Raw genomic sequence first — 962 nt, 5'->3', positions numbered from 1 at the left:
TTGCCTAATTCCACTTAGCTCCAACCGCATCAATTCCAGGCAACTTATTGTATTTATACTATTTACCTGATTCTGGCACGGACTCTGCCCCTACGGACTGTCCATCGGGACATTTCATTCACATCGTCAAGGAGCAGACCATGCCGACTCCCTGCTATATCAGCATCCAGGGCCAGACCCAGGGCAACATCACTGCCGGTGCCTTCACTCCGGATTCCGTGGGCAACATCTACGTGGAAGGCCACGAAGACGAGATGCTGGTTCAGGAGTTCAAGCACGTCGTCACCGTGCCCACCGACCCGCAGTCCGGCCAGCCCTCCGGCCAGCGCGCCCACAAGCCGTTCGTCTTCACCGTGGCCCTCAACAAGGCCGTGCCGCTGATGTACAACACCCTGGCCTCCGGCGAAATGCTGCCCAACGTGGAGCTGAAGTGGTACCGCACTTCCGTGGAAGGCAAGCAGGAGCACTTCTTCACCACCACCCTGACCGACGCCACCATCGTCGACATCAACCTGCGCATGCCCCACGCCCAGGACACCACCAAGGCTGAGTTCACTCAGCTGATGGACGTCTCCCTGGCCTACCGCAAGATCGACTGGGAACACAACGTCGCCGGCACCTCCGGTTCCGACGACTGGCGCGCCCCGATCGAGTCTTGATCGACTCGCCCCCGCCCGACGGCTCGCCGGGTGGGGGCCAGCTTCGCGTCACGACGCCAGCGTTCCTCTGCGAGCGCTGGCGTCGCGGCGTGTACGACATCGCTGACAGCTCTGTCAGCCTTCGCCCCTTCGTGCCGTTGCGCTCTTGTCTTGTCGGGGGCGACACGTAATCTCTGTCGCGGCGACCTGTCGCGCGTTCGCCTTCCAGGAGGGAAGCATGGCCAATCAGACCGGACTCCAGTTCACCCTCGATCTCGCCGGGGTCGACAGCGCCGAGCTGGCGGTGATCGACTTCACCCTGGA

Annotated in this window: 1 protein-coding gene; it reads left to right on the top strand. The window is 62.1% G+C overall.

Annotated elements, in window-relative coordinates:
* Positions 1–140: 140 nt before the first annotated feature.
* Positions 141–659 carry an Hcp family type VI secretion system effector gene (locus H1D44_RS20705; RefSeq protein ID WP_181517154.1) on the top strand — a complete coding sequence of 173 codons (519 nt, stop codon included), beginning with the start codon at positions 141–143 and terminating at the stop codon, positions 657–659.
* Positions 660–962: the final 303 nt, after the last annotated feature.

Source organism: Billgrantia kenyensis, assembly GCF_013697085.1.
Taxonomy (GTDB): Bacteria; Pseudomonadota; Gammaproteobacteria; order Pseudomonadales; family Halomonadaceae; genus Halomonas; species Halomonas kenyensis.
Note: the sequence above shows the minus strand (reverse complement) of the source record. Positions and strands in the feature narration are given on the sequence as shown.

Bases quoted from the DNA above. Each gene is read 5' to 3' on its own strand.
- H1D44_RS20705 (WP_181517154.1), top strand. From the start codon at position 141: ATGCCGACTCCCTGCTATATCAGCATCCAGGGCCAGACCCAGGGCAAC.